Here is a 23,599-nt window from a genome sequence, read left to right on the forward strand (position 1 = left end):
TGTGCATAATGCATCGTCGTACGATGGCGCAATTGGTCGTTTGATTGACGAGTTTTCAAAACTTCCTGGAATCGGACCTAAAGGCGCTCAGCGCATTGCTTTTTATATACTTTCTGCGTCTGAACAAGAAGCGCAATCTTTAATAGATGCCATAAACGATATGAAGTCAAGTGTGCGCTTTTGCGATATTTGCGGAAATGTTTGCGAGCAAAGCCCTTGTGCAGTTTGTGCAGATCCTCGCAGAGATCATAGCAAAATTTGTGTAGTTGAAGAGCCTAAAGACATTATGAGCATTGAGCGCACTCACGAATATGATGGCGTTTACCACGTTCTTGGCGGAGCTATAAATCCAATGGCAAATGTTGGTCCGGGAGATTTATCAATTACTCAATTACTTGAGCGTCTTAAAAATCCTCAAATTAAAGAGGTTATTCTTGCGCTTGACCCAAATATTGAAGGCGAAGCAACAGTTACATATTTGGCTCGTCTGTTAGATCCTCTAGGTATTAAAATCACGCGCTTGGCAAGTGGTTTGCCAGTTGGCGGCGATTTGGAATATGCGGATGAAATTACTCTCGGACGCGCTTTCAGCGGACGACAAGCTGTGTAGGAGTAAAATTTAACGAACAAAATTGTCAATAATTGCGAATAATAGGGCACAGTTGGTACTCTGATACCAGACCAAATATTTGGAATATCCGTTCGTTCATCTGTTTAGACATGAGCAAGGGGTAAAAAAATTGGCGCTTATCGTACAGAAATACGGCGGCTCGTCTGTGGCTGACACCGATTCCATACAGCGCGTTGCTAAACGTATTCTTTCCACAAAAGCAGCTGGCAATGATGTAGCAGTTGTAGTTTCTGCAATGGGAGACACTACTGACGATTTAATTGACCAAGCAATGAGTGTTAATGCGCATCCTCCTGCTCGCGAAATGGATATGCTTATGACTGCAGGCGAGCGCATCTCTATGAGCTTACTTGCTATGGCTATTCATGCTCAAGGATCTCACGCATACTCTTTTACCGGTTCTCAAGCTGGTTTCATGACAGACACGCAGTTTGGTGCAGCACATATTCGCGCAGTTAAGCCGGATCGTGTTCGTCACGCGCTAAATAAGGGCAGCGTTGCAATCGTTGCAGGCTTCCAAGGAATTAGTGAGGTTGGCGATGACACAACTCTCGGCAGGGGTGGTTCGGATACTTCTGCTGTAGCGCTCGCAGTTGCTTTAGGCGCTGATATTTGTGAAATTTATACCGATGTTGATGGCGTTTTTACAGCTGATCCGCGCATTGTTCCAACGGCTAAACGTATTCCAGTTATTGATTATGATTCAATGCTAGAAATGTCTTCATGTGGTTCGCGCGTGCTTGCGTTGCGTTGTGTTGAGTATGCTCAGCGTTTTAGTATGCCGCTTCACGTTAGGAGTTCCTTCTCTCACAGAAATGGAACTCTTATTGTGCCGCGAAATGTTAATCCACGTACTTTACCTAATTTAAGTTGATTTAAGCAAGTTTATTTTATAGATAATTATTTTTATAGATAATATTTAAGCAAATAGAAATTAAAGGCGGTAATAATGGTAAACCAGGAGATTCGTTCTACTATGGGCGACTTGTTCCCAGATTTAGGTGTTGAAACGCCTGTTATTTCAGGTGTTGCTCACGATCGCAGTGAATCTATGATTACAGTTCGCGGTATTCCGGACGTTCCTGGAATGGCTGCAAAAGTATTTACTACTCTTGCAAAAGCTAATGCGAACATTGATATGATTGCTCAGGCAAGCGCCTCTACAGGAACCGCGGATATTTCTCTTTCTGCCCCTAGTTCCTCAATGGAGGCTGTTCGTAGTGTTCTTTTAGCTGCTAAAGATGAGCTTAAGTTCACTTCTATGGATGTTGACCCTACTGTTGGAAAAGTTGCTGTTGTTGGAGTTGGTATGAAGACGCACTCTGGCTTAGCGGCTACTTTCTTTACTGCATTAAGTGATCACGGTATTAATACGCTTATGATTTCTACTTCAGAAATTCGTATTGCTGCTTTGGTTCCTGTTAAGCAGCTTGATGAAGCTGTTCGAGCCTTACATACGGCTTACGGATTGGATGCTAACCAAATAGAAGCCGTTGTTTACGGCGGCAGCGGACGTTAAAAATCGAAATTATTTGCATAACCATTATTAAGGGAGAAATAAGATGACGATTATCAATGAAACAGGCGTAAACGTAGCTGTTTTAGGTGCTACTGGCCAAGTTGGTATGGTAATGCGCCGTGTGCTTGATGAGCGTGATTTTCCCGTTCGAGATTTACGTTTTATGGCTTCTGCTCACTCTGCAGGAACAGTTTTGCAATATCGCGGAAAAGATATTGTTGTAGAAGATGTAGAAAAAGCTGATTTGCGCGGAATTGATATAGCTATTTTTTCTGCAGGAGGCGGAACTTCAAAAATCTGGGCTCCAAAATTTGCTGAAGCTGGCGCAATAGTAGTAGATAATTCTTCTCAATGGCGTATGCATGACGATGTGCCGCTGGTTGTTGCAGAAGTAAATCCCGAAGATTTAGACACAATCCCTTGTGGAATAGTGGCAAATCCAAATTGCACAACAATGGCTTGCATGCCAGTTTTGAAGCCACTTGCTGACGCTTTTGGATTAAAGAGACTAATAGTATCTTCTTATCAGGCTGTTTCTGGAGCTGGAAGAGCTGGTGCTTTGCAGCTTATGAATGAGGCTCAGGCTGCGCTAAATCAAGGCGCAGATAAATTAGTTTTTGATGGTAGCGCAATAGATTTTCCAGAACCTACGAAGGTTGTTCGAACAATCGCCTTCAATGCAGTGCCTTTTATTGGGGCAATTGTTGACGACGGATCTGAAGAAACTGACGAAGAACAAAAGTTGCGTAATGAAAGTCGTAAGATTTTGCATCTGCCAAATCTTGCTGCGTCGTGCACTTGCGTGCGCGTAGGCGTTTTTACCGGCCACGGCATGAGTGTTAATGCTGAGTTCGATCATGACGTAACGCCGGACATGGCTCGCGAAGTTTTAAGCAAGGCGGCTGGCGTTGAATTGAATGATATTCCTACTCCTCAGCTTGCTGCAGGTAAATCCGCAAGCTATGTTGGGCGCATTCGCCAAGATCAAGCTGTGGATGGCAAGCGAGGTCTGGCACTTTTTATTACTAACGATAATCTTAGAAAAGGTGCTGCGCTTAATGCTGTGCAATTGGCGGAAATTATTGCGAAAAAACGTAATTTTGCTCAATAATATTGAAATTAATTGCTCGCAATTGTGAAAGTCTCTGCGTAAACTGTAAGTATGTCAGTAGCATCGGAAGAAATACAGCAGCAGCTTGATCGTATAGTAGCACTCGGGTATCCGGATGTGGCGGATATGAGTGCTGACGCTTTTCGTTCTCTTGCTCGGCCGCTTTTGCGCGCTCTTGAAAATAGTGGTTTAGGAACGAATATTTTATTAGTTCCTACGCGAGAACTTGTTTCTCCAGAATCGTTGATTTCTCGCACTAGTATTGACCGCATGGCTGGTTTTACAACTATGCCTCCTCGCGATATTGCTAGTTTTATGCCAAAAGATGGGTTTGAGCCTCCGGAAGGTCCGTTCTATTTGGCAATTGATCCTCATGCGGGCGGATCTTATTTAAACAGAGAGCCGGATGTTGCGAGTAAGCTTATTGATTCCGACGAACGCTTACCTCTTACTTTGGAAGAAGGGCTTGCGATTGTTACTCAGCACCCGGATTGGCTGGAGAATAAGAATGGGTTTAATCTTCTCGGCTCTCAAAGCACTGATGGAAGAGTTCCTAGCATTTGGATGAGTCAGGGTGCTCCACGCTTAGGTGCAGTTTGGCCAAATTCTCGGCATACTTGGCTTGGTAATGCGTATTGCATGGCACGCCGTGGAATCTCGCTTCTTTAACTACAATTCATAAAATCTTCCCGATTATTACGTAAAATAGTTATAAGAATAAAACAAGAATCTATAACAAAAGTTGAAAACCACTATCAATGGATGGTACTTACGAAAGGCGCATTGTGGCATATATAACTTTTGATCATGTTGTAAAAGAATACCCGTCTGGTTCTTCTGCTGTTCGGGCTTTAGACGATGCTAGTTTTACGGCAGAACGTGGTGAGCTTACAGTAATTTTGGGCGCATCTGGCGCTGGAAAAACAACGGCCTTAAATATTTTAGGCGGTATGGATACAGCTACGAGCGGTCGCGTTATTGTTGGGGATTGCGATGTTACTAAGCTTAAAGGAAGAAGCTTAGTGCGTTACCGCCGTGAAGATATTGGTTTTGTTTTCCAATTCTATAATTTAGTTCCAAATTTGACTGCTCTTGAAAATGTTGAGCTGGCTTCGCAGATTTGTTCAGATCATTTTGATCCTGCCCAAACGCTTAAAGATGTTGGCTTGGCAGATCGTTTACAAAATTTCCCAGCGCAACTTTCCGGCGGCGAGCAGCAGCGCGTATCTATTGCTCGCGCTCTTGCTAAAAAGCCGAAACTTCTTCTATGCGACGAGCCTACTGGAGCTTTGGATTATGAAACAGGCAAAGCAGTGTTGCAATTATTGCAAGATATTTGCCGCAGGGAAGGCATGACAGTTTTAATCATTACTCATAATGCCGCAATCGCTCCTATGGCACATAAAGTTGTGCGCTTCCGCTCTGGAAAAGTCGTAAGCGAGACTATACAAGAGAATCCTATGGCCATTGCTGATATTGAGTGGTGATTTTAATGAGTGCATTATTTATTAGCGCCGTTAGAATGTGGATTCATCAGTGGCGACGTTTCTGTGTGCTTGCAGTTATTGCAATGCTTGGCGTTGCTGTTATGACAGGAATTTACGCGGGCTGCAACGATATGCTTCTTGGTACGAATGACATGTACGAAAAGTTGCATGCATACGATTTGCAAATCGTATCTACCTTGGGTTTAACTAAAGATGATGTTGCTTCTTTGCAAAAATTATCTAACATAAGCGAAATTGAAGCCGAACGTTTTTGGAAAGCTACGGCGCATCCTGATGACGATGCAAGTTCCACATATGCAATGAATTTTGTGCATTACGATTCGCAAAAAAATATGAATCGTCTTCACCTGCTTCATGGCAATATGCCTACTAATAGCCGAGAAGCTGTTGTAACTCAACGATTTTTGCACGATAGTGGCTTAAATATTGGCAGTACCGTTGTTGTAAATTTGCAGCAGTCGGCCGCGTCTGGCAGCAGTGTTTCAAATAATTCAAATAAAAAATCTGAAAAATATAATCTTCTAATTACTGGAAGCGTCTTAGATAGTAACGATTTAAACAACCCAGAAGGCTACCAGTCAAAAGCTTTTCGTAATTCTGTAACATCTCGCTACCCAATTTTTACGTCTGCAGCACCAAAGAACATGAGTGACCTGCCATATGCTGCAATATCTGTGAGATTGAATGATACTAAGAATGTTAATGCATTTTCTAAATCGTATCGCAATATTGTTGACGACGCGTCTGAGCAAATCCGAGAAAAAGTGCAGTCTAAGCGCGAAAAAGCTCGTCGAAATCAGATTATTGATGAGAGGTCGAATAGAGAAGCGGAAAATATTATTGCGAATGAACCAAGGCTAAAGCTTGCTCCAAATTCTGTGAAAGAACAAGCAAAAGCGAAAATTCTAGAGCAGATTAAGCCAGAAATTCAAAAGAAAGTTCCTCAAGCACAATGGCATATATCTACTCGAATCGCTAATGATAGTTACGCAAGCTTACGCTCCGACGTTGCTTCAATTCAGTCGCTTGGTTACGCTTTCCCGGCAGTATTTCTTGTTGTTGCCATGATGATGAGCTTAACAGCTATGGCACGTATGGTTGAGGAAGAGCGAGGTCTTATTGGAACGTACCTAAGCCTAGGTTATGGGCGTTCGGCTGCAGTTACAAGGCACGCGTTCTTCGCTATTTTCGCATGCTTTATTGGTGGTGGAGTTGGAGATATTGTTGGATTCCTTGCAATTCCTTCGCTTCTTTTGAAGATTTTGCGCGGGCTTTACGCTGTTCCAGATGTTATGTTGCGTTACGACTGGTTATACGGTTCACTGTGTGTGCTTGCTTTTGTGATTCCTGTAGCAGTTTGCACAATAGTTGTTAGTTGGCGTGAAACAAAGCAAGTTCCTGCCGCTTTGCTTCGTCCAAAAGCTCCAAAAGCTGGCGCTCGTGTACTTCTTGAGCGTTTGCCTTGGATTTGGAAGCGTATGAGCTTCCTAAATAAAGTAACTATTCGCAACATAGCGCGCTTTAAAGGCAGATTATGCATGACAATCGGTGGTGTTGCTGGTTGTACTGCACTTATTGTGTGCGGTCTTGCATTAAACGATACCGTCGCAACTTTAGGAACTCGCCAATATGAGGGAATCTACAATTACGATATGATTGCGATTTCTGCTCCCGATTCTTTCCAAAGCATGAAGAAACGCGTGGAACAAGATAAGTCGAATAATAAGATCGAAACTATGCTTCCTGCTTACATAAGTTCTGGCGAAATCGCTAAGCATCAAAATGCTGGCAACAACAAATCTGAGCATAGCAATGTGGAAGATTCTGAAAGTGTGCAAATGATTGTTGTAAAAGATGCAGATACTTTAGCTCGCCTTGTGCGATTGCAAAATATTGACAACAATTTGCAGCCTGTTAAGCTCACGGATGACGGCCCGCTGATTTCTCAAAGCGCAGCCGCTTCTTTGGATATTAATCGCGGAAATGAAATCACAGTAACTAACGCAAGTTTTAAGCGCGCAACAGTAAAAGTTAATGCTATTGTTCGAAATCTAATTGGTTCAAACATGTATATGACTTCTAAGTGTTATGAACGATTGTTTAACGCTAAAAATAGTAAATCTCTAAAGCATAATGCGCTGATTCTTCGCTTGCGTGGCAGCGATGATAAAAAAATCAAGTACGCGAATAATGTTTCGGAGCGTGACTCTGTTCTTGCGGTTATGAATATTACGAAAATGAAGCATGCTTTTAGTTTTGATCTTATGAATGCTGTTGTTGCTCTGATTGTAACGTTAGCTGCAGGTTTGGCTTTAGCAGTGCTATTTACTTTGGCTAGTACGAATATTTCGGAGCGTTCGCGCGAAATGGCAACTCTAAAAGTTCTTGGCTTCTATAAAAGAGAAATTCACTCTTATGTGCATAAAGAGATGCTAACTCTTACTGTAATTGGCATTGCGGTAGGTTTGCCGTTGGGAAGGCTGATTGCAGGCTTGCTTACCAAGGCTCTTAGAATGCCATCGCTTTATTTTGAGGTGGAAGTAGCTCCGTTAAGTTACTTCATTGCAGGCGTTGCAACGTTAATTTTCGCTTTGATCGTGCAATGGGCAACTAATCCTGCGCTTGATCGTATTGATCCGGTTAGCTCTCTAAAAAGTGTGGAATAGCGCAATAGTTAAGGGTACATATAGAATAAAAGGTTCGTATATACTAGGAACGGAGATTTGGCAATGAATATGACGGCGAATAATGGCATAAATGTAGATTCTCAGCAATCTGAATCTGCAGATTCAGCCGGAGAATTCGCTTCGAGTATTAAATCTTCTAACACATCGTCAAATAGTTCTAAAAATAGTTCTACGAATAGTTCGTCAAATAGCGAAAATAATGACAATTCCAACCAAATGGAACGCAGCCTTACTAAGCGTCATGTGCAATTTATTGCTATCGGCGGCACAATTGGTACGGGCTTATTCCTTGGATCTGGAAAATCAATTAGCTTAACAGGCCCAAGTATTGTATTCGTTTACATTATTGTTGGCTTGATTATGTTCTTGCTTATGCGCGGCATTGGCGAGCTAATGTACAAAGATCCAAACCAGCATACTTTTATTAGTTTTATTACGCGTTATCTTGGCAGAGGCTGGGGTAATTTTGCTGGGTGGTCTTATTGGTTTGTGCTTGTGCTTATTGGTATGAGCGAGATTACTGCAGTTAGCACGTATTGCGTCACGTTTTTCCAAACTTTCGATATTGACGTAAGTCATTGGAAATGGCTTATAGAAGTAGTCTTTTTAGCGGCTTTAGTGTGCATAAATCTGGTTGCTGTAAAGCTTTTTGGAGAAACTGAGTTTTGGTTCTCCATGATTAAAATTACTTTGATTGTTGCGCTTATAGTTACTGCTGTTGTGATGGTCATAATTGGGTATCATTACCCAGCAACTCAACTTCATGGAGGGGTTATTAGTCCTGCTGGGCATGCTAGTGTCAATAACATTTTCAATAATTTTTCGCTTATGCCAAATGGTTGGGTTGCATTTTTGATGAGCTTCCAGATGGTGTTTTATGCGTATCAGCTTATTGAGTTCGTTGGTGTGACTGTTTCGGAAACAAAAAATCCTCGCAAAGTTTTGCCTAAGGCTATAAACGGCATAATTACGCGTATTTTGATTTTTTATGTTGGCGCTCTTGTGGCAATTATGCTTATTGTTCCATGGCAGCGTTTCAAGGCTACTAATGCTGAAGGCACATTTATGTCTCCGTTCATTATGGTGTTCCAGTATGCTGGCGTGCATTGGGCCTCTGCGTTAGTATTCTTCGTGGTTATTACGGCTGCATCTTCTGCACTTAACTCTTTGCTGTATTCTGCCGGCCGCCACATGTATCAGATTGCTATTGAATCTCCTTCTCCTATTTTGGGTAAGTTGCGAAAGGTATCGCATACTAAAGTTCCTGCTCGTGCAATCATATTTTCTTCTGTATTAATTCTTCTTTCTCCAGTAGTTAATTCGATCCCTGGAGTGCATGGTGCGTTTATTTTGTTCGCTTCTGCGTCTTCGGCTGTAATCATCATGATTTACATTCTGATTATGGTTACGCACCGTAAGTATCGTAAATCTGCTGATTTTATGGCAGATGGTTTCTTGATGCCGCATTATAAGCTTCTTAATTCGCTTACCATTGCATTCTTCGTGTTTGTGTATATTACATTGTTTATTAGTGAAGATACTCGCGTTTCTGCAATTGGCGGTTTAGTTTGGCTTGTGCTATTTGGAGGTTACTGCGCTCTGCACGAGCATTGGCAGAATCGCGATTTAGCAGCCGCTTTGCGCAAGTGACATTCTTTCTTGCGCAATTTCTGTTATGCTTACTGTGTGCGAATTATTGTTGCAGATTGTAGTGCTGAATATACAGGTAGATTAAACGCTACGCTTCCGCTATCTAAGCGCGTGCTGCTTATTAAAGCAGATGGTAGTGTGCTTATTTTTTCGGAGCTTGGAGCGTATAAGCCACTTAATTGGATGGTTGCGCCTTGTACAATGCGCATACTTCAGAAAGAAAATGGTGAAGACTCTACTTCTAACGAGCTTTTTGATGGTTGCATTCTTCGAGTTGCTGCATCAAAAGGTGATGATTTACTCAAAATTTCTTTAGAGCACATATACAGTGACAGCACTTATGATTTGGGTGAGGATCCTGGATTAGTTAAAGACGGTGTTGAAGAGCATTTGCAGCGATATTTGGCTGAGCAGATTGAGCGCATTGGGGAAGGTGCGAAGCTTGTTCGTCGAGAGTATCCTACTGCTATCGGTCCGGTTGATATTATGGCTCAGGATGCTGAAGGTGTGCATGTTGCGATTGAGATTAAGCGTCACGGTGGCATTGACGGTGTTGAGCAGCTTACTAGATACTGCGAGTTATTAAATCGAGACCCGCTTTTGAAGCCTGTTCGCGGTATTTTTGCTGCTCAAACAATTAGCCCACAGGCTAGAGTTTTGGCGGAAGATCGCGGTTTTACTTGCCTTATTCTCGACTATGACGATATGCGCGGTGTTGAATCCGACGACCTTCTTCTGTTTTAGATTTAAGCGCATATGCAAAAACCCCTCATTTTCGAGGGGTTTTTGCAACTGTAATAACTTACGTATTTTGTAAATTATCTCGCAAATTATTTTGCAAATTTTTGCTAAGCATTGCGAAATTTACAAACTCACGAAGCGTAAAGAATATCCACAACGAAGTACAGAGTGGAGTTTGCAGGGATTGTTACATTTCCCTTTGCATCCTTCTTATCTTCTTTGCCGTAGCCATCTTCTGGAGGAATTACAAGAAGAACTCGAGATCCAACTTTCTTTCCAGCCAAACCTTTAGTCCAACCTGGTATTACTCCTCCTGCGAGCGAGAAGTCTGCAGGCATTGAGCGAAGCCAAGAGGAATCAAACTGATGCATTTTGCCGTCTTTGTCTGTGGTCCATCCAGCATAATGAGCAGTTACGGTGCTTTTTGCGGTCACCTTTTTGCCCGTTCCTTCAATCAAAGTCTGAGAAACAAGCTTTCCATCTGGAACGTAGTTGTTCTTATCTAAGGATGGGACTCCAGATTTATCAAGAGTTACCTTTGGCAAATTTGCAGGAATATCTGTTACTGCTTTACCTTCTGCGTGTTTTAATGCTTTTGAGCGAGACACAAGCGTTAGAACCATAACGTATGAAGGTCCCTTATTTTCTCCAGCGACTCCAAAAGCAATAGTTGTATTAATCTTCTTGCCTTTAATAAGCGCGTAGTATGGTCGGCTGGTGACGTTCTTGTCAATAGAAATTGAGCAATCAACTCGGCCCTTATCCCACGTATTCATAAGTTCTTTGCCATCTTTAGCGTTAAGCACAATGCCTTGCGAGCAGACGCGATCGCCTTCTTTAATAGTCTCACCATTGCCGTGCTGTAAGATAGCGTAAGTATTTCTTTTTATATCTGCAGGTGTTTTAAGCGTAATTTTTGGCTTTTTGCCAAGTTCCCCAGAAGCGCTTATGCCTTCAATAAGCTGCATGCCGGCTTTTTGTGCGTTTTCATCTGCAGCACCTTTTGTATTGTCGGAATTGCCGCTGCAAGAAGCTAATCCTACGCATAATGCTACTGTGCTAATAGCAGCAAAAGTGCGTGCAATAAAGGATTTTTGTTTAGATATTGTAGTTTTTTGCATAGATTCACATTACCGCTTGATATTGATTTTAAAGCAAAACCTGCAACTGGTATGAAAAGATTGTAGAATAGTATCGTTATGACTAATACCAACAATGCTCCTGAAAAAGAAGGACAACCAATGCGACAGTCTGCAAGGCGAGTAACATTGCGCACTAAAATTATGCGACGTATTGTGGCGCCATTTTTTGTAGTGCTTGCAGTATTAAGTGTTGCTCTTGGTGTTGCTAATGCAACATTTTGGAAGCCGAATGACGTGGTTATTGCTTATGCGCAAGTAACTGGAACTCGTTATATTGTTACAGATCCAGGTGTTCTTAATTTGGTTGATAGTAAGGTTCGCGTAAGTGTTGCAGCTTTGCGCACACGTAAACCTATTTGTGTTGCTGTTGGTTTAACAAAAGATGTTCGCGGTTGGGTAGCTGGCTCTCCGGTTCAGCGCATTACAGGTCTTAAAGATTGGAATAATCTGTCTGTATCGGAAATGTCTGGCAAAAGCACTTTGCAACAAGATTTTAATACAGATATAAAAGATGCTGACGTTAAGTTCCAACAATCTAACTTATGGTCTTCTGTTACGTGTCAAATTGGTTTAGCAAAGCTTCCAATAAATACTTATGATTATGTTCAAACTGCAGGTTCTGCTTCATACGACCATGCAGTTGCAACTGGTGCAGTTTCTAAGTCTGGTAAGAATTCAAAAAAGAATTCAAATCGTCGCTACTCGCGTTCTATGAGAGCTAGATCTCAAGCAGCTCGACGTGTTCTATTAATTGATTTGGGAGATAACGTTCCTGCTGCTTCTGTGGAATTGCGTTGGCGCAGGCATCAAGTTCCAGATTTTGCAACACCTTTGTACTTTGTGGGTGCTCTTTTTGCCGTGCTAGCTTTGCTGGCTGCAACTATTTTTGCCATGGCTCCGCATCGTCGCAGGAATAAGCAACTTGTGGCAAATTCTTCCGGTTTGCTATCTAAGCAATCTAAAGAGGAGGAAGTCACATTTTCTGAAGCATTTTCTGGCACAGTGCATGGAATTCTTGCTCATAAGAAGCACAAAAAAGATTCAGGATCGCATGCTCGCCATGGATCGCATGCTCGTCGTGGTAAAAATTCTGTAGAAAATCAGAATATTGTAAATAATTCTGATTCTAAGCAACTTAACCAGGATTCTTCATCGGCACAAGTATCTTCTGAAGATTCAATTGCGCAGACCGCAGTTATTTCTAAGGACGATATGCTCGCATTCGCTGCTCGTTTTATTCAACAGCATGATGATGGTGAATTTGCGTATGAATTGCCAAGCGAGACGGAAAATAGTGAAAGTGTTGCTGATGAATCTTCAGATTTGAACGACGAAAAACCAAAGAACTCTTATTCTGAAGCTAAAGACGATGCTAAAAATAATCAGGAGTTTCGCTCTGATCGCGTAGATAAGAATCGTAAGAATTCTCAAACTAGGCGAAATCAGCAGAATAAAAAGAACTCCAGAAATAGGCAGGATAGGCAGGATAGGCAAGAAAAGCAAGGTAGGCGAGACAATCAGGACAGGCGAGATAGGCAGGAAAATCAAAATAAGCAATCTAAGTCAACAAAGCAGACAGATAATTCTAAAAAAACTCGCGGCAACCGTCGTGGGTACAACGCAAATAACAATAATTCGCGATATCGCAAGAATAATAAAGGTTATCGAGGCAATTTCTCGAGTGAGCGAGGTAACGAGCAATAATGCGTAATATTAAAGTGCGTAGTATTAAAATGCGTAATCTTAATAATTATATTCGCGAGTTTAATAATGGCGGAATTATGCGAAAAACGTTGCGCGCTGCTTCTCTTTGTGTTGCAAGTGCTGTATCTGTTGCTCTTGTTGCGGGATTATCTGCTTGTGATGGTCAAGTACCTAAGCCTGTGGAAGTTCGCAGCGGTCAAGAGCTTCCTAATGTCACTATGATTCAAGAAAAGGATATTCGTCTTGGATTGCTTCGAACGCTGGAGCGGGCAAATGATGAAAAAGACGTTAACGCCTTGCCTCAAGCTGTTTCTGGACCTGCTCTTGATGTTCGCACAAGCGAGCTTATTATTGCCGGCAAAACCGGTAAATTAGACCCTAAAACTATTATTCCGCGCGCTTCGGCTCAGACGATTGTGCCAACAAATGCTGGGTGGCCTAGAGACTTAATGACAATTACAACCACCACTAAGGATCAGCAATCAAAGCGTTTGCTTGTTTTGCGTCAGCAACGAGCTAGGTCGAATTATAAGTTGTGGGCTGTGGCTCGACTTTTCCCTGGTGTGCATCTTCCTAAATTTGCTGTTCCAAGTATTGGTGCTTCAATGGGAAAATCAAATGACACTGGCTTAATTATGACTCCAGAAGAATCAGTAAAAGCTTATGCTGATGTTCTTCAGCATGGTGGTGAAAGCAAGTATGCAAAATATTTTGAGGAAGATTATCTTCGTCAAAAACTTGCAGAACTTTCTAAAGCTGTACAAGCTGGCATGGAGCGCAACAAAGGTTCGCAGGAACAGGTTTTTACTCCACAATTGAAGCAAATAAGCGTTATGCGTTCGAGTGATGGAAGCGATTTAGTTGTTGCAAGAATTGATTCTGTTTGGACGCGTATTGCCGGAGAAGGCCGTGAGTCTAGGCCGGCATCTGACGAAGAAAAAGCACTATTTGGCGACGGAAGAGCAAAAAGTACTATGCGCGTAACTTATGTAAATGTTATTGCGCTTGTTGTGCCGCCTTCTGGATCTCATATGAAAATTACGCCGGTTGGTGCTGAACGACAGCCTATTAAAGTAGAAGCGTTGTAAATATAAGAATCAACAATATTGCAATTAGCAAAAGAGGCAATAATGGTAAACGGTCAGTCGCAAGGAATGAATCCAGGAGGATTTTCGCTTGCTGGAGCTGTAGATTTAGAAGGCGTGAAGCGTCGCGTGGAAGCGCAAGCTAAGCAGGCTGCAAAAGCTGGAGCTGGTTCGGATGCTGGTTCTTCTGCCAATAATTCGGCGCCAAAAGCAGGCGGATACGTTATTGACGTTAACGATAAGTCTTTCCAGGCAATGGTTCAAACTTCCGTAAGTTTTCCTATTATTTTGTTGCTTTGGCAGCCTGGAGATACTGCTTATTACGATGTTGCACAAAAATTAGCTGATGCAGTAAATTCACTCGACGGTCGTATGCAGTTGGCGCGTATTGATGCAGACGAAAGCTCAAGTATTGCTCAAGCTTTGAGAGCTGAGCAACTTCCTGCAATTTATGGTTTGATTGGCGGACGCCCTATGCCAATTTCGCAAGGATTGCCTAGCGATGATGAGTTGCAACAGATTTGTAGCGCAATTTTACCTCAATTAGTGCAGGTGGCAGAGCGTTCGGGGGTAGCGGGAACAGCTCCTTTTGTACAGCCGGCTGAAGATACTAAGGATGATTCAGATGAATCTTCAGATAATAATTCTAGTTGCGAAAATCAAGTTCCTGAGGCTCATGAAAAAGCGCATGAACTTGCTATGAAAGGTGATTACGAGAGCGCTGCTTTAGAATATGCAAAGCTTATGGATGCGGATCCGCACGATTCTATTGCTGCGCGTGAACATGCCAAAGCTTTGCTGCTTGCGCGTAATACTAATACAGATGTTGCTTTAGTGCGCAAAAATGCTGGTGATAATCCTAATGATGTAGATGCGCAGCTTGCTGTGGCAGATGTCGATATGATTGATGGTCATATCGATGACGTTTTTGGCCGTTTGCTTGATTTTTTGGCTGCGGGGCATCGTTCGGATGCTGAGGCTATTCGATCTAGAATGCTTGAGTATTTTGCTATGCTTCCTGCAGATGATGCTCGATTAGCGCGCGCTCGCCGTCGCCTTGCAATACTTCTTTATTGATTCTTATGAAGATGACTTGTATTTTGGCGATTGCAGATTGACTGACTTATGCGTTATTAAATAAAAAAGCCAAGAACCACAACAATCGTGAGAAATTCGTGTGATTCTTGGCTTCAGTAGCGGGGCATGGATTTGAACCATGGACCTCTGGGTTATGAGCCCAGCGAGCTACCGAGCTGCTCCACCCCGCGTCGGCTACTTTTAGCAGCTCTATCTACGATAGGTGCAAATTTGAATTTGTCAAATTCGGGCGTGTTTCGCATTGAATTTGTGTAACTTTTTAACCGTATTTAACTTTAAGTAACACAATCGAAAAATTATGTACGTACGAAGAGTACAATCAGCATTTAGATGTATTTTTCGTTTCGTGCCCCGCGCCTTACGAGATACGAAATAGATGATTTAGATATAACGCCGCAAGATGATTTAATAATGTGAGTGAATGGCGTAGTTGTGAAGGCGTGTGAACGAATTGCTTAAGGAGGCACTTATGGATGGAATGGTTGACTTTTTACTGAGGACTACCAATGTAGCTTCAGCAGAGGCTTCGTCTGGACCAGAATTGCCTAATATTGGCGAATTTTTGCCTCCAGAGATTTTGTTCCAGGGCACACCGTTTGCCATGAACCGCATTATTTTGGTGCGTGTTCTTATGGCTGTAGTCGTTATGATTATTTTCGGCATTGGTGCCGCTCGCGCAAAGTTAGTTCCAGGAAGATTCCAAAGTGTGCTAGAAATCTTAATGGACTTTGTGCGCTACAACATCGTTTACGAGATGATTGGTGAAGAACGTGGCAAGCGTTACGTGCCAATGATGTCTACACTTTTCATCACGATTTTCTTCTTTAATCTTTGTTCTGTGATTCCAGGATTAAATATGGCTGCAACTGCAACCATTACTGGTCCGTTGGTATTTGCTTTATGGGTTGTGTGTCAATATCTTCTTGCTGGCATTCGTGAAAAAGGTTTTTTGCGATTCTTCCGTGAAGCGTTGTTCCCAGCGGGCGTGCCATGGCCGATTTACTTCATTCTTTCGCCATTGCAGCTCATAGAATTAATAATTGTGCGACCACTTTCGCTTACAATCCGTTTGTTTGCGAATATGATTGCTGGCCATTTGCTGGTGGCCACTTGCTTAGTATTCACCAATTTCTTTGTGGTGGATTCCAGCAATAAACTCCTTGCCTTCGGCGGTGCTTTGTGGCTGCTTGGTGGCATTCTGTTTACCCTATTCGAAATTATGGTAGCCGGTTTGCAGGCGTTTATTTTCACTGTGCTTGCTTCTGTCTACATTTCGGAAAGTTACCCGGAGGAAGAAGAAAAGTCTGCTGTTGCTGTTGCCTGATAGCATAGCTTAAATCTTCAGATTTTACCCATCTTACGGGTTTATACTGGTTACTGTTTTAACAGAAAGGAAACCAATGAATAATATCATCGCTCTCGCAGGTTTGGTCGGCAACCTCAGCATTCTTGGCTTTGCTGTCGCAACAATTTCTCCTGCACTTGGTATGGCAATAGTCGTTGCTAAAGCTATGGAATCTACTGCACGTCAGCCAGAAGTTGGCAACCGTATTCAGTTGTTCATGTTCGTCGGTTTGGCATTTATTGAGGTTCTGGGCTTGCTCGGATTCGTTGCCTACATTATGGGAAAGTGAACCGAACGAAACAACTCGTTCCAGCACAAATATAAAAGTGTTGAAGGAATAGAAAGGACAAGCCATGTCACATGCAACTGAGAGTAATGGTTTGGCGTTGTTCTTGCCTGAGCCTTATGACTTAGTGTGGTCGTTAGTTGTTTTGGTAGTTCTTGCAGCGTTTTTCTACAAGTTCGTTATGCCTAAATTCCAGGCAATTCTCGACGAGCGCGCAGAAAAAATCGAAGGCGGAATAGCTAAAGCAGCAAACGTGCAGCATGAAGCTGACGAATTAAAAAGTCAGATGGAAGAAGAGCTTGCTCAAGCTCAAGCTGATGCTGCAAAAACTCGCGAAGAGGCTCGTACAGAAGCTTCAAAAATCATTGGTGAAGCTAGACAACGCGCTGAAAAGGATGCTGCCAAAATCATTAGTGAGGCACAGCATTCTATTGAAGCTCAGCATCAGCATGCCATGTCCAGCCTCCAAGGAGAGGTATCGGTTCTTGCAGCAGCGTTGGCTGGCAAGATTCTTGCATCCAAGCTGGATGACGATACTGTAAGCTCCAAAATTATTGATCATGTGATTGATGAAGTTGGAGAAACTAAAAATTCGGATCAAAGCAAGTAAAGCTTGATGCATTAATCTCAATAGTAAGTTATTGAGTTTGATGCATTCGTTGCATTACTTCATTATTACAGAAACGAGGAGGTAAGAATGCCAGAAAAGGCATCGCGTGCAAACGACAGTTTGTCGCGCTCTTCTCTTGCGCAGGCCATTTCAGATGCGCACGATGAAGCGCAGCGCATTGCTGACGAGCTTTCGTCAATGATGGGCATGATTGATCAGTATCCTGAGCTTTCTGATGCGATTACCGATCCGAATAGATCTTCGGAAGATAAGTCTCGTTTAATTGACGAGCTTATTGGAGGTAAAGCGCACCCTGTTGTATTGCGCATTATGCATTATCTCGTAGGAACCTGGCACGGTGGAGCTGAAAGTGGTAAAACTGGCAGCTTTGGTGGTGCTTGGTCAGGATTTGAGCGTGAAGCTGGAGAAACTTTGGTTACAGTCACCACTGCTCAGCCTCTTACAGATAAGCAAATTAAGCGTTTGATTGAAATCTACAGCAATAAGTTGGGTCATCGTGCATACATTAACCCAATTGTGGATCCAAACGTGCTTGGTGGCATGCGTATACGAATCGGTGATGAAATAACCGATCGCACCATGTTGATGCAGCTTAAGCAGTTGCAGCGTTCTGCGCGAAATGGCGCTTGGACACAGGCAGTGAAGTAGTAAATTAAGGAGAATTATGGCGGAACTATCTATTGATCCCGCCCTGATACGCAAGGCGCTCGACGGGTTCGTTGACTCGTACAAGCCTACCGACATGCCAACGCAAGAAGTTGGCTATGTTGTTACGGCTGGTGACGGCATTGCGCACGTAGCTGGATTGTCCGGCTGCATGGCAAACGAGCTGCTCACTTTCGAGAACGATACCTTGGGTCTTGCGTTTAACCTTGATGCGCATGAAATCGGCGTTGTTATTCTTGGCGATTTCACAGGCATTGAGGAAGGGCAGGAAGTATACCGCACAGGCGAAGTTTTGTCTGTGCCGGTTGGTGACGCTTATCTTGGTCGTACCGTTGATCCTTTGGGTAATCCAATTGATGGTCTTGGTGCGATTGAGTGCAAAGAGCGTCGTATTCTTGAAGCCCAGGCTCCAGACGTTATTCACCGTCATCCAGTTGACGAACCATTGTCTACTGGTTTGAAGGCTATTGACGCAATGACGCCAATTGGTCGCGGTCAGCGTCAGTTGATTATTGGTGACCGTCAAACCGGTAAGACGGCAATTGCAATCGATACGATTATTAACCAGCGTGCTAACTGGGAAACTGGAGATCCAAAGAAGCAGGTTCGCTGCATTTATGTAGCAATCGGCCAGAAAGGCTCCACTATTGCTTCTGTTCGCCAAAGCCTCGAAGAAGCTGGCGCTATGAAGTACACAACGATTGTGGCAAGCCCAGCTTCTGATTCTGCAGGCTTTAAGTATATTGCGCCTTACACAGGTTCTGCAATCGGCCAGCACTGGATGTACAACGGTAAGCACGTTTTGATTGTTTTCGACGATTTGTCTAAGCAAGCAGAAGCATACCGCTCAATTTCCTTGCTTTTGCGTCGTCCACCTGGGCGTGAAGCATACCCAGGCGACGTGTTCTATCTTCACTCTCGTCTGCTTGAACGTTGCGCTAAGCTTTCCGACGATTTGGGTGGCGGCTCTATGACCGGTCTTCCAATCATCGAGACTAAAGCAAACGACGTTTCTGCATACATTCCAACCAACGTGATTTCCATCACCGACGGTCAGATCTTCTTGCAGTCTGATTTGTTCAACGCAGGTCAGCGTCCAGCAGTTGACGTCGGTATTTCTGTTTCTCGTGTTGGTGGTGCTGCACAGGCTAAGGCTTTGAAGAAAGTTTCCGGCATGTTGAAGATTTCCTTGGCTCGTTACAAGTCTTTGGAATCCTTCGCCATGTTTGCTTCTGATTTGGATGCAGCTTCCAAGGCTCAGCTTACTCGCGGTGCGCGTTTGACGGAGCTGCTTAAGCAGAAGCAGTTCTCTCCTCGCGCAATGGAGCAAGAAGTTGTTTCTGTGTGGGCAGGTACGCACGGCAAGCTTGACGATATTCCTGTGAAGGATGTTTTGCGTTTTGAAGACGAATTGTTGGATTACCTCGATAAGGGAACTGACATTTTGCAAGTAATTCGCGATACCGAAGACTTCACTAAGGAAACTGAAGCTAAGCTTGATGCGGCCATTGAAGATTTCCGTAGGACGTTTAAGACTTCTGTTGGCAAGCCTTTGATTGTAAAGGATTCGTTGCCGCCGGCTGAAAATCCTGCTCCTGTTGAAAAGGAACAGCTTGTAGCTAAGCCAAAAGCAGATAGTCGCGAGCCTGAGGGGAAGTAGCGTATGTCCTCCCAACTTGCATTGAAATCGAGAATTATTTCCACACAGTCTTTAGGTAAAATCTTTAAGGCTCAGGAAATGATTGCGTCTTCGCATATTGCAAAAGCGCGTGATATTGCGCTTAATGCTAAGCCTTATAGTGACGCAATTTTCGATGCCGTGCAGGCGTTGGTAGCTCATCACGAAGCAAATATTAAGCATCCTATTTTCGGTAAAGAGCATGCTGGCAATCGCGTAGCAGTTCTAGCTCTTACTTCTGATCGTGGAATGGCTGGTGCGTTTACGTCTTCGATTATTCGTGAGACTGAAGCGCTTTTAGCCAAGCTCGATGCAGAAGGTAAGCACGCGGAACTGTACGTGTACGGTCGACGCGGTGCAACTTACTACAAGTATCGCAATCGCGATGTGGCAGGTACGTGGGAAGGTTCTACTGACCATCCTGACGTTACTATTGCAGAAAAGATTTCCGATACTTTAATGGACGCTTATATGACGCCGGAAGCAGAAGGCGGAGTTTCGGAACTGTATATTGTTTTCACCGAATTTATTAATATGGTGAGGCAAAAAGTTCGTACGTTGCGTATGCTGCCAGTTGAGCTGGTTCCTTTGAAGGATGGTGAGGAGTTTGCTATGCACCGTCCTGATTACGAAGCAGCTTCTGGACCTTCAGCATCGTTGTCGTCTACTAGTGCAGTTTCAGCTCGCGAAGAAGCAGTGAGTCGCAGCAATCCAGAGGCTGTTGAGTATTGCTTCGAGCCAAGTCCGGATGAAGTGCTGGATGCTGTTTTGCCGAAGTATATTCAGTCTCGTATTCACGAGTGCTTACTTACTTCTGCTGCTTCTGAAACAGCAAGTAGGCAGAACGCTATGCATACGGCTACAGATAACGCCCGCAATTTGGTGGATGATTTGACAAGAAAGCTTAATGCTTCTCGTCAGGCATCCATTACTCAAGAACTTACCGAGATTATCGGCAGCGCTGATGCGCTGAATAATGAGGAGGATTAGGAGCATATGGCTGAAAATCAGACCACAGCGCCTCCAGAAGCTGAGCAGGAGGTCGATCCAACAGCTGGTCGCGTAACCCGCGTTCAGGGTTCCGTGATTGACGTTGAATTCCCAGTCGGCTATCTGCCGGATATTTACAATGCTCTCAAAGTCGATATCAACACCGTTGGAAACACGGAAGGTGATACCGTTCACGAGATTACGCTGGAAGTTGAGCAGCACCTTGGTGATTCGACTGTGCGTGCAGTTGCGTTGAAGCCTACTGACGGCTTGGTTCGTGGTGCTTTAGTGCGAGATACCGGCGGCCCAATTTCCGTACCTGTTGGCGATGTTACTAAGGGTCACGTTTTCGACGTTACCGGCAACATTTTGAATGCTAAGCCTGGCGAGAATATTGAAGTAACTGAGCGCTGGCCAATTCACCGTAACCCACCTGCTTTCGATCAGCTTGAGTCTAAGACTCAGATGTTCGAAACCGGCATTAAGGTTATCGATTTGCTCACCCCTTACGTTCAGGGCGGTAAAATTGGTCTGTTCGGTGGTGCAGGCGTTGGTAAAACCGTGTTGATTCAGGAAATGATTCAGCGCGTTGCACAGAACCACGGTGGTGTTTCTGTGTTTGCTGGCGTTGGTGAGCGTACCCGTGAAGGTAACGATTTGATTGGCGAAATGGCTGAGGCGGGCGTTTTGGAGAAAACGGCACTTGTCTTCGGTCAGATGGATGAGCCTCCTGGGACTCGTCTTCGCGTGCCTCTTACCGCGTTGACTATGGCTGAGTACTTCCGTGATGTGCAGAATCAGGATGTGTTGCTGTTCATCGATAACATATTCCGCTTTACTCAGGCTGGTTCTGAGGTGTCCACTTTGCTGGGTCGTATGCCTTCCGCAGTTGGTTACCAGCCAAATTTGGCAGATGAAATGGGTGCGTTGCAGGAGCGTATTACTTCTACGCGCGGCCATTCCATTACGTCGCTTCAGGCTATTTATGTGCCTGCTGATGATTACACCGATCCTGCGCCTGCAACAACCTTTACGCACTTGGATGCAACTACTGAGCTTTCGCGTGATATTGCAGCTAAGGGTATTTACCCAGCTGTGGATCCTTTGACTTCTACTTCTAGAATTTTGGATCCGCGTTACGTTGGTCAGGCTCACTACGATTGCGCAAACCGCGTTAAGGCTATTTTGCAGCGTAACAAGGAGCTTCAGGACATCATCGCCTTGATTGGTATCGATGAGCTTGGTGAGGAAGATAAGACCACTGTGAGCCGCGCTCGTAAGATTGAGCAGTTCCTTGGTCAGAACTTCTACGTGGCTGAAAAGTTCACAGGTCGTCCAGGTTCTTATGTGCCAGCAGACGAAACCATTGAGGCGTTTACTCGCATTTGCAATGGTACTTACGATGATATTCCGGAACAGGCGTTCTCGGGTATTGGTGGCATTGACGATCTTGAGCGTCGTTGGCACGACATGCAGCAAGAGTTTGGTGCGTGATCATGGCAGAGAAGCAAGTAAAATCGCTGCACGTTAGTGTTGTGGCAGCCAGGCATCCTGTTTGGGAAGGTGACGCCAAGTTTGTGGTCATTCCTTCTGTGAATGGCGCAATGGGTGTGCTTCCTGGGCATGAGGCTGTGCTTGCGTTGATTGATCACGGTTTTGTGAAGGTTGACGATTTGAAGGGTGTGCGTCACGTTTTTAAGGTGACGGATGGCTTCTTCTCGGTTGACTCTGACAATATTACGATTGCTGTTGAGCACAGTTGTAACGTTGATAAAGACGGCAACGTGCTGCCTAACGCTAAGGTGATTTAGGTTGCTTTTGTTGCTTATGTAAGTTTGTTGCTTTTGTAAGTTTGTTGCTTTTGTAAGTTTGTAAACTTACGTAAGTAAGGTAATCTCTTACAAGGTGGGAGTTTGGGTATTCTCAAGCTCCTACCTTTTTGTTATTATGTCTGATTTTTGATTAATTTCTGGGTAGGCGGCATAAACTGCTCAGCGGTGAGTAGTTTATGCCGCTTTTTCGCGTGATTCCGACCAAAACGACTCAGCTGTGAGTAGTTTATGTCGTGCGTGAAGGTGACCTCTGCGCGTGTCGTGTGTAAAGTGGCGGTTTTTCAAGGGTTTGCGGGTGGCGAGGGGGAGCTGCCGCGAGTTTTCTGAGAGTTTTCTGAGAAAAATCTTTGAAAATCGTGAAATAGTATTTTTTACGATTAAACAGTGCTGTTTGGCGTATTTTTTTGTGGTTTTACGCGCTTTTACTTGAATATTTTTGTAATTTTGTTGATATTTTCTGTGTTGGACGCTTATTTTTGCTCTTGACTTTTTCGAACGGGGGGGGGGTATGTTAATAACAGCTTTCAGCTAGATACTCTATCTGAAAGTTATCCACAAGAGATTGATTTTGTGGGTTTATGTTTTTCACTGCGTTTTAAGCGTGGTGGAGAAGAAGAAAGGAAAATATTATGTTGAATAAGAAGGCTATCGCCGCACTCGCTGCTGGCGCCACCCTCGTTTCCGGCTTGGCTTTCGCCGCCCCAGCAATGGCTGACGGTGATCAGACTGCTCCAAAGACTGATCAGACTGCTCCAAAGGCTGATCAGGGTAAGGCTCCTGCTGCTGGTGAGCAGGGTAAGGCTCCTGCTGCTGGTGAGCAGGGTAAGGCTCCTGCTGCTGGTGATGAAGCTACTTATGATAAGTCATTCTATAAGACTGAGGACTCTCAAGATCTTGCTGATCGTTTGAATAAGGAGAAGAAAGAGAAGGAAGAGAAGGCTAAGGCTGAAGACGAGAAAGATAAGTATGAGCATTCTCCATTTGGCAATAAGGACATGGATTACAAGAAGTGTGTGAAGCTTTACGGTAAAGATTCTCTCGAGTGCAAAGCTGTCGCTGACTACCTCAAGCGTCATGGTCAGAAGGTTGATGACAAGACTAACGATAAGAAGGCTGACAAGAAGGCTGAAGCTAAGAAGGCTGCTCCATTGGCTAAGACTGGTGCTGCTGTAGCTTTGGCTGCTGTTGCTGCTTCCGTGCTTGCTGGCATGGGTGTTGCTCTTCGCAAGATCCGTCACTAAGCTTTTAGCACATTAAGTGTGTTGATTGTTTAATGATTTGTGAGCGTGCTGTAT

At 43.9% G+C, this 23,599-nt stretch carries 22 protein-coding genes and 1 tRNA gene; 21 read left to right on the forward strand and 2 right to left on the reverse strand.

Annotated features, from left to right (window positions below):
- Position 1 precedes the first annotated feature (1 nt).
- From recR to nucS, 9 genes are all read left to right on the forward strand, one after another.
- Positions 2–610, forward strand: a complete 609-nt coding sequence (recR, locus tag NG78_RS04670; protein ID WP_004126278.1) for a recombination mediator RecR — start codon at positions 2–4, stop codon at positions 608–610.
- Positions 611–740: 130 nt separating this feature from the next.
- Complete coding sequence (locus NG78_RS04665) at positions 741–1,505, forward strand: aspartate kinase (protein WP_004134050.1); 765 nt, start codon at positions 741–743, stop codon at positions 1,503–1,505.
- 75 nt (positions 1,506–1,580) lie between these two features.
- Complete coding sequence (locus tag NG78_RS04660; protein WP_004134051.1) at positions 1,581–2,150, forward strand: ACT domain-containing protein; 570 nt, start codon at positions 1,581–1,583, stop codon at positions 2,148–2,150.
- 43 nt (positions 2,151–2,193) lie between these two features.
- Positions 2,194–3,261, forward strand: coding sequence for an aspartate-semialdehyde dehydrogenase (locus NG78_RS04655; RefSeq protein ID WP_004134052.1), 1,068 nt, complete (start codon positions 2,194–2,196; stop codon positions 3,259–3,261).
- Positions 3,262–3,312: 51 nt separating this feature from the next.
- The gene (locus tag NG78_RS04650; protein WP_004134053.1) at positions 3,313–3,930 is read left to right on the forward strand and encodes a DUF5701 family protein; all 618 of its coding nucleotides are present in this window, start codon (positions 3,313–3,315) and stop codon (positions 3,928–3,930) included.
- A 116-nt stretch (positions 3,931–4,046) separates the two neighbouring features.
- A complete protein-coding gene (locus tag NG78_RS04645; protein ID WP_004134055.1) occupies positions 4,047–4,748 on the forward strand; it encodes an ABC transporter ATP-binding protein in 702 nt (233 codons plus the stop codon).
- Positions 4,749–4,753: 5 nt separating this feature from the next.
- Positions 4,754–7,435 (forward strand): ABC transporter permease, encoded by a 2,682-nt coding sequence (locus NG78_RS04640; RefSeq protein ID WP_004134063.1) that lies wholly within the window; start codon positions 4,754–4,756, stop codon positions 7,433–7,435.
- 237 nt (positions 7,436–7,672) lie between these two features.
- Positions 7,673–9,106: an amino acid permease gene (locus NG78_RS04635; RefSeq protein ID WP_155114933.1), complete on the forward strand. Its 1,434-nt coding sequence runs from the start codon at positions 7,673–7,675 to the stop codon at positions 9,104–9,106.
- A gap of 36 nt (positions 9,107–9,142) precedes the next feature.
- Entirely contained in the window at positions 9,143–9,850 is a 708-nt protein-coding gene (gene nucS, locus NG78_RS04630) for an endonuclease NucS (protein WP_004134067.1), read from the forward strand.
- 128 nt (positions 9,851–9,978) lie between these two features.
- On the opposite strand, the gene NG78_RS04625 is transcribed toward nucS, so the two are convergent.
- Positions 9,979–10,968, reverse strand: coding sequence for an FKBP-type peptidyl-prolyl cis-trans isomerase (locus tag NG78_RS04625; protein WP_004134069.1), 990 nt, complete (start codon positions 10,966–10,968; stop codon positions 9,979–9,981).
- A 78-nt stretch (positions 10,969–11,046) separates the two neighbouring features.
- Here NG78_RS04625 and NG78_RS04620 point away from each other — a divergent pair, with 78 nt between their 5' ends.
- The 3 genes from NG78_RS04620 to NG78_RS04610 are packed head-to-tail and all read left to right on the forward strand — an operon-like array spanning position 11,047 to position 14,855.
- Positions 11,047–12,693, forward strand: coding sequence for a hypothetical protein (locus NG78_RS04620; RefSeq protein ID WP_004134070.1), 1,647 nt, complete (start codon positions 11,047–11,049; stop codon positions 12,691–12,693).
- Entirely contained in the window at positions 12,693–13,781 is a 1,089-nt protein-coding gene (locus NG78_RS04615; RefSeq protein WP_004134073.1) for a hypothetical protein, read from the forward strand. The genes NG78_RS04620 and NG78_RS04615 overlap by 1 nt, the downstream gene beginning before the upstream one ends.
- A 42-nt stretch (positions 13,782–13,823) precedes the next feature.
- Entirely contained in the window at positions 13,824–14,855 is a 1,032-nt protein-coding gene (locus tag NG78_RS04610; RefSeq protein WP_004134074.1) for a tetratricopeptide repeat protein, read from the forward strand.
- Between the two features lie 117 nt (positions 14,856–14,972).
- On the opposite strand, the gene NG78_RS04605 is transcribed toward NG78_RS04610, so the two are convergent.
- Positions 14,973–15,046 (reverse strand) — tRNA-Met (locus tag NG78_RS04605).
- A gap of 299 nt (positions 15,047–15,345) precedes the next feature.
- Between NG78_RS04605 and atpB the strand changes: the two genes are divergently transcribed.
- The 9 genes from atpB to NG78_RS04560 all read left to right on the forward strand — a co-directional run bounded on the left by atpB (position 15,346) and on the right by NG78_RS04560 (position 23,545).
- Positions 15,346–16,200 (forward strand): F0F1 ATP synthase subunit A, encoded by an 855-nt coding sequence (gene atpB / locus NG78_RS04600; protein WP_004134075.1) that lies wholly within the window; start codon positions 15,346–15,348, stop codon positions 16,198–16,200.
- A gap of 76 nt (positions 16,201–16,276) precedes the next feature.
- The gene (gene atpE / locus NG78_RS04595) at positions 16,277–16,510 is read left to right on the forward strand and encodes an ATP synthase F0 subunit C (protein ID WP_004126223.1); all 234 of its coding nucleotides are present in this window, start codon (positions 16,277–16,279) and stop codon (positions 16,508–16,510) included.
- A gap of 64 nt (positions 16,511–16,574) precedes the next feature.
- On the forward strand, positions 16,575–17,117 hold the full coding sequence (locus tag NG78_RS04590) for a F0F1 ATP synthase subunit B (RefSeq protein WP_004126221.1): 543 nt from the start codon (positions 16,575–16,577) through the stop codon (positions 17,115–17,117).
- An 87-nt stretch (positions 17,118–17,204) separates the two neighbouring features.
- Entirely contained in the window at positions 17,205–17,786 is a 582-nt protein-coding gene (locus NG78_RS04585; RefSeq protein WP_004126219.1) for a F0F1 ATP synthase subunit delta, read from the forward strand.
- Positions 17,787–17,802: 16 nt separating this feature from the next.
- The gene (gene atpA, locus NG78_RS04580; RefSeq protein WP_004134076.1) at positions 17,803–19,464 is read left to right on the forward strand and encodes a F0F1 ATP synthase subunit alpha; all 1,662 of its coding nucleotides are present in this window, start codon (positions 17,803–17,805) and stop codon (positions 19,462–19,464) included.
- A gap of 3 nt (positions 19,465–19,467) precedes the next feature.
- Positions 19,468–20,472 (forward strand): F0F1 ATP synthase subunit gamma, encoded by a 1,005-nt coding sequence (locus NG78_RS04575; RefSeq protein ID WP_004134077.1) that lies wholly within the window; start codon positions 19,468–19,470, stop codon positions 20,470–20,472.
- Positions 20,473–20,478: 6 nt separating this feature from the next.
- Positions 20,479–21,966 (forward strand): F0F1 ATP synthase subunit beta, encoded by a 1,488-nt coding sequence (gene atpD, locus NG78_RS04570; RefSeq protein WP_004134078.1) that lies wholly within the window; start codon positions 20,479–20,481, stop codon positions 21,964–21,966.
- A gap of 2 nt (positions 21,967–21,968) precedes the next feature.
- On the forward strand, positions 21,969–22,283 hold the full coding sequence (locus NG78_RS04565; protein ID WP_004134079.1) for a F0F1 ATP synthase subunit epsilon: 315 nt from the start codon (positions 21,969–21,971) through the stop codon (positions 22,281–22,283).
- 650 nt (positions 22,284–22,933) lie between these two features.
- A complete protein-coding gene (locus tag NG78_RS04560) occupies positions 22,934–23,545 on the forward strand; it encodes a hypothetical protein (RefSeq protein WP_004134080.1) in 612 nt (203 codons plus the stop codon).
- Positions 23,546–23,599 lie beyond the last annotated feature (54 nt).

The organism is Gardnerella greenwoodii 00703Dmash (genome assembly GCF_000263635.1).
Lineage (GTDB): Bacteria > Actinomycetota > Actinomycetes > Actinomycetales > Bifidobacteriaceae > Bifidobacterium > Bifidobacterium greenwoodii.